The organism is Flavobacterium psychraquaticum (genome assembly GCF_034497725.1).
GTDB classification, from domain to species: Bacteria; Bacteroidota; Bacteroidia; order Flavobacteriales; family Flavobacteriaceae; genus Flavobacterium; species Flavobacterium psychraquaticum.
In genome coordinates this window covers 205,525-211,524 of sequence record NZ_JAXKVR010000026.1, presented here as the reverse complement: position 1 = coordinate 211,524, position 6,000 = coordinate 205,525, and the positions used below count along the sequence as shown (strand labels likewise).

The window sequence follows — 6,000 nt, the reverse complement described above, 5'->3', positions numbered from 1 at the left end:
TGGTATCACCTGCTAAACGCTTTTTACCAGCTTCTAAAAACTCTTTGTTCCATTTGTAAAACTGAGATTCATTAATGGAATACTTTCTACACAATTCTGCAACTGACATTTCTGCTCGTAAAGCTTCCATGACAATTTGGATTTTCTGTTCGGAACTAAAGATTCTTCGTGTATTTCTACGAATCTCCTTGATGAAATTCTCTGCTGTTTTTTTATTAGATGTTTTCATACTATTTCAAAGTTAATAATTTTTGAAAACACTCTCTTAGTTTTTGTCTAAATCAGTCCACTTTTTGCTGACGATTTACACTTTTGATAAAAAAACCAAATCTTATTTAGAAGCAGTTGCTAATACTTTAAAAGCTAAAAAGGCAGAATTAGATTCTACTTTCGTTAGCACTCAAGAAGCAAATTTAGTAGCTTTTGAAAAAGATAATTTAACAGCTTATCAAGTGCAACAAAATATAAATAAAGCTTTAGCCAAAGGAAATCAATCGCCTGAGTTCACAAATTATTCCAACTATGCCGGTGGAAAATCATCTTTAAAAGACTTTAGAGGAAGCTATGTTTATATTGATGTTTGGGCAACTTGGTGTGGTCCTTGCAAATATGAAATCCCATATTTAGCTAAAGTAGAAGAGCAATATCATGGTAAAAACATCAAATTCATTAGCCTTTCAATTGATAATCTTAAAGATGAAGCAAAATGGAGAGCGATGATTAAAGATAAAAAAATGGGTGGTGTTCAGCTTTTAGCCGATAAAGATTATGAATCTCAATTTGTTCAAGATTATTTCATTATGGGATTTCCTAGATTTATTTTAATTGATCCAGCTGGAAAAATTATTAACTACGATGCACCGCGTCCTTCTGAAGAAAAATTAAAAACTATATTAGATGGTTTAGCTATCTAATGATTAAAAAAGTATTGTTTTGCATTGAAACAACTACATAGATTATTTAAACACAACTATTTTCAAAACACTTGTAATTATATTGCAAGTGTTTTTTTTTGCATATAATTTCCATATCGCTGAAAATCATCTATTTAAATAAGTAATTTTTTTTTAATTTTTTTCTCCAATAAAGCTGTTTTAATCTCACTGATAAAAATAAATTAATTTTTTTTTGAAATATGATTTTTGTCATATTAAAGGATGTTTTTGTCTTCTAATTTTGTACCATACAATAACAAGAAAATGAACTGTTATTGAACCAATAATAAACTAAATATTTTATCATGAGTAATTTTATTAAAAGAATACTTGTAGTTACTATTGCTTGCCTCTCGAGTGTAGGGTGTAAGCAAAACAGTGAATCTTCCACTGATTATTCAACGCTTGCAGTAGCCAACGAAATGGTTGCAGAATTAACAGCACCACCATTCGTTCCTAAACCAATTGGAGATCGCAAAGCCACTAAATTGATTGTTCATATGGAAATCAAAGAGGAGCAAGGTGAAATGGCTGACGGCGTAAAATACAATTATTGGACTTTCGGCGGAAGTGTACCAGGAAGTTTTATTAGAACAAGAGTAGGCGATGAAGTTGAATTTACATTAAAAAATCATCCTGACAACAAATTGCCTCACAACATCGATTTACATGCTGTTACAGGTCCGGGTGGTGGAGCAGCTTCTTCTTTAGTTGCGCCAGGACACTCAAAAACATTTAATTTCAAATGTCTAAATCCAGGATTGTATGTCTATCATTGTGCAACAGCTCCAGTAGGAATGCACATTGCAAATGGAATGTATGGTTTAATTTTAGTAGAACCGGAAGGTGGCTTGCCTCCAGTCGACAAAGAATACTATGTAATGCAAGGTGATTTCTATACCAAAGGAAAATACGGAGATCCAGGAGTACAACCTTTTGATATGACAAAGGCCGTAGATGAAAAAGCAGATTATGTGGTTTTTAATGGTAAAGTTGGTGCATTAACAGGTGATAAATCATTAACAGCTAAAGTAGGTGAAACAGTTCGTATTTATATGGGTAATGGTGGACCAAATTTAGTTTCATCTTTTCACGTTATTGGTGAAATTTTTGACCGAGTACACGTTGAAGGTGGCGATATGATTAATAAGAATGTACAAACCACTCTAATTCCTGCAGGTGGAGCAGCGATAGTAGAATTTAAAGTAGATGTACCAGGAACTTTTATTTTAGTTGATCACTCAATTTTTAGAGCATTTAATAAGGGAGCTTTAGGAATGCTAAAAGTAGAAGGAAAAGAGAATACAAAATTATATTCAGGAACCACACAAGAAGGTATTTATATGCCAGAAGGTGGAACTATCCAAAATATGCCAAAAGTTGCGAATGGTAAAGAAGTAATTGTGAATAAAACACTAGCGCAACAAATGAATGATGGTAAAAACATTTTTTCTAATACTTGTTTTGCTTGTCACCAATCAGAAGGTCAAGGAATTCCAAATGCTTTCCCACCTTTAGCGAAATCAGATTTCTTAAACGCAGATGTGAACCGATCAATTGATGCAGTGCTTCATGGTTTAAGTGGAGAAATTACTGTAAACGGTAAAAAATACAATTCCGTAATGACAAGTCAAAATTTAACAGACCAAGAAATTTCAGATGTTTTAACTTATGTATATAACAGTTGGGGGAATAATAAAACGAAAGTTACTCCAGAAATGGTTAAAACTCAAAGAGCAAAACCGGTTGTAAAAACAAAAGACATACACGAATAATAATTAATCAAATATAACAATCAAACAAAATGAAAAAAATAATCTTCGGTGCTTTGGCACTAATTGTAACAGGAACTTTAATCAGTTTTAAATTGCCTGCAACAAAAACTACTGAAGTAGTAGCGTTTCAAGATGTAACAAAAGGAAAAGCGATATATGCAAAAACTTGTGTAGCTTGTCATCAAGCAACCGGACTTGGAATTCCAAATGCATTTCCACCTTTAGCGAAATCAGATTACCTAAATGCTGATACTAACAGAGCAATTAGAGCTGTTCTAAACGGGTTAACAGGTCCAATTACAGTAAACGGTAAAAAATTTAATAGTGTTATGACTGGTCAAGGATTAAATGACCAACAAGTAGCTGATGTATTAACTTATGTTTACAGCAGTTGGGGAAATAACAATACAAAAGTTACTCCAGCAATGGTTAAAGCACAAAGAGGCAAAAAATAAATAAGAACATTAGAAAGAATGATAATGGAAACTCAAATTAACAATCGATTGAACTATTGCCTAGTTTTACTTTTTTGGGTTTCCATTTCTTTTTCGCAGGGAACCAAAAATATGGCAACCATAGAATCTGGAACTTATATTCCTTTATATGGAACAGCCGATAAAAAACCAGTTAAAGTAAATGCTTTTTTATTGGATGTTTATCCCGTTACAAATCAAGAATATCTTGCCTTTTTAAAAACCAATCCAAATTATAGAAAATCTAAAATCAAAGGCTTATTTGCAAATAAAACCTATTTATCAGAATGGACAGGTGATTTAAATTTTGGAGCCTTAAATGCCAATGCACCCGTAACGAATATTTCGTGGTTCGCGGCTAAAGAATATTGTGCATGTCGAGGTAAAAGATTAGCCACATTAGACGAATGGGAATATGTTGCAATGGCCGATGAAAAACGAAAAGACGCTCGTTCTAGAGAAGAATTTAATAAATATATTTTAAGTTGGTACGAAAAAAACAAAACATATAACAATCCTGTCGGACAAACTTTTAAAAATTATTGGGGAATTTATGACATGCACGGATTGGTTTGGGAATGGACTTTCGATTTCAATAGCATCTTTTTATCGGGTGAATCTCGAAAAGATAAAGACACCGACAAAGAATTATTTTGCGGAAGTGGCTCAGTAAACGCAACTGATTTAATGAATTATGCCGCTTTTATGCGTTATGCCTTCAGAGGTAGTGTGAAAGCAAATTATACTACAAAAAATTTAGGCTTTAGATGTGCCAAAAACATCGAATAATTGAGTTATCAATTTAAAATCAAATAGCATGAAAAAAATGATGTTGCTAGCAATTGCCTTTTTACTAGTAGTAAGTTGCAATTCCAAAGTAGAAAAAAAAGATATAGTAGAAAAACCGATAACGGATTTATCCATCTATAATTTACCCGAAAAATGGACCAATCAAGATGGAAAAGACATTGAATTAAAGGAGTTGAGAGGTAAAGTTTTAGTGATGGTAATGATTTATACTTCTTGCAAATCGGCTTGTCCAAGATTAGTTGCCGATATGCGTCATATAGAAGAACTAATTCCAAAAGAATATAAAGAGAAGGTGAATTTAGTTTTAGTAAGTATCGATCCAACAGTGGATACACCTGAACGCCTAAAAGAATTCTCCATAGAAAACAAAATGACAGGAAATCAATGGACGTTCCTTCGTTCAAATGAAGAAAATACACGCGAATTTGCGGCAGTTTTAGCCGTAAATTACAAAAAAATATCGCCTATCGATTTTTCACATTCTAATATCATTAGTATTTTCAATGCAGAAGGTGAAATGACTTATCAACAAGAAGGATTAGGAACTGGTTATGAAAAAACAGTTGCTAAAATCACTGAAGAAGCGGCTAAAATTAACTAGCGAATCTTCAAACCTAAAAACTAAAAATCGATGAAAGTAAATATAAAATTATTCGTTGTTGCTGCTTTTGCAATTACGACAGTAAGTTCTTTCGGACAAGAGTTAGAAGTAAACTTACAACTACGACCACGTTTTGAATATCGAAATGGTTATAAAGAATTAATGAAAGACGATTTGTACCCAACTTCATTAGTTTCCCAACGTTCCAGAATGAATTTCTTCTATAAGCAAGATAAATTAAAAGCGAATATTTCTTTTCAAAATGTTAGAATTTGGGGCGATGTAGCTACAACTTCTGCTTCGGATAAAAACGGAATTGCTTTGTTTGAATCTTGGCTAAGCTATGATTTCAATGAAAGTTGGACTACTAAAATTGGAAGACAAGTGTTGTCGTATGACAATCAAAGAATCTTAGGCGGAATCGATTGGGCTCAACAAGGACAAAGTCACGATGCTTTATTAGTTTCCAACAAAAAAAACAATTATCAATTGGATTTGGGTGCAGCTTTGAACAATACCACTGAAACTTTATACGAAGTAGCTTATTCAACCAATTATAAGAACTTACAATTTGCTTGGTTTAACCAAAAATTCACCAACAGCAGCATAAGTTTCTTAGCAATGAATACCGGATATCAATTTGAAAATGTAGTAGAGAATAAATTTCAAGTGGCCTATTTACAAACAGTTGGAGTTTATGGTAAATTGAATGCTTCAAATTTCTTTGCTGATGCTGGTTTATATCTTCAAACAGGTGAAGTGGCTTTACCAAATGATAAAGAAGCTATTTCTGCTTATTATGGAGCATTGAATTTAGGATACAAATTCACAGAATCTTTTAAAGCTGAAGTTGGATTTGAATATCTTTCCGGAAAAGATCAAGATGATTCGGATGCAAAATTTAAAGCATTCACACCTTTATTTGGAACCAATCACGGATTTAATGGATTTATGGATTATTTCTACGTCGGAAATCATAAGAATTCTGTAGGATTACAAGATATTTATGCAAAACTTACTTTCGACAAAAATAAATGGCAAGTAGCTTTGATTCCTCATCTTTTCTCGAGTGCTGCTTCAGTTTACAGTCCTATAACTTTAGAAAAACAAGACAATTATTTAGGAACAGAAATCGATCTAACAGCTTCTTATAAAGCGGACAAAAACTTTCTAATTTCTGGCGGTGTGTCTAAAATGTTTGCAAGCAATACGATGGAAACCTTAAAAGGAGGAGACAATACAAACAACAACAACTGGGCTTGGATAATGGTTTCATTTAGTCCGCAATTGTTTACTTATAAAAAATAAAGGTTAATTGATTATTAGGTTATTATTAATTCAAAAAGGACTGCTAAATTTACATTAGCAGTCCTTTTATTTTAGAGGTCTTCATTTCTATAAGGCGA

Annotated in this window: 7 protein-coding genes; 6 read left to right on the top strand and 1 reads right to left on the bottom strand. The window is 32.6% G+C overall.

Going from position 1 to position 6,000, the window contains the following annotated elements; all coding sequences use genetic code 11:
• Positions 1-229, bottom strand: a 229-nt coding sequence (locus tag T1L09_RS06030; protein ID WP_322548909.1) for a transposase, incomplete at its 3' end; no start/stop codon positions are given.
• Between the two features lie 43 nt (positions 230-272).
• Here T1L09_RS06030 and T1L09_RS06025 point away from each other — a divergent pair.
• The 6 genes from T1L09_RS06025 to T1L09_RS06000 all read left to right on the top strand — a co-directional run bounded on the left by T1L09_RS06025 (position 273) and on the right by T1L09_RS06000 (position 5,902).
• Positions 273-914, top strand: coding sequence for a TlpA family protein disulfide reductase (locus tag T1L09_RS06025; protein WP_322550056.1), 642 nt, complete (start codon positions 273-275; stop codon positions 912-914).
• Between the two features lie 326 nt (positions 915-1,240).
• Positions 1,241-2,710, top strand: coding sequence for a copper-containing nitrite reductase (gene nirK, locus T1L09_RS06020; protein ID WP_322550055.1), 1,470 nt, complete (start codon positions 1,241-1,243; stop codon positions 2,708-2,710).
• 29 nt (positions 2,711-2,739) lie between these two features.
• Positions 2,740-3,165 (top strand): c-type cytochrome, encoded by a 426-nt coding sequence (locus T1L09_RS06015; protein ID WP_422718466.1) that lies wholly within the window; start codon positions 2,740-2,742, stop codon positions 3,163-3,165.
• A 111-nt stretch (positions 3,166-3,276) separates the two neighbouring features.
• Entirely contained in the window at positions 3,277-3,972 is a 696-nt protein-coding gene (locus T1L09_RS06010) for a formylglycine-generating enzyme family protein (RefSeq protein WP_422718465.1), read from the top strand.
• Between the two features lie 28 nt (positions 3,973-4,000).
• Positions 4,001-4,594 (top strand): SCO family protein, encoded by a 594-nt coding sequence (locus tag T1L09_RS06005; RefSeq protein WP_322550053.1) that lies wholly within the window; start codon positions 4,001-4,003, stop codon positions 4,592-4,594.
• Between the two features lie 30 nt (positions 4,595-4,624).
• Complete coding sequence (locus tag T1L09_RS06000; protein ID WP_322550052.1) at positions 4,625-5,902, top strand: alginate export family protein; 1,278 nt, start codon at positions 4,625-4,627, stop codon at positions 5,900-5,902.
• The last annotated feature ends 98 nt before the right edge of the window (positions 5,903-6,000 follow it).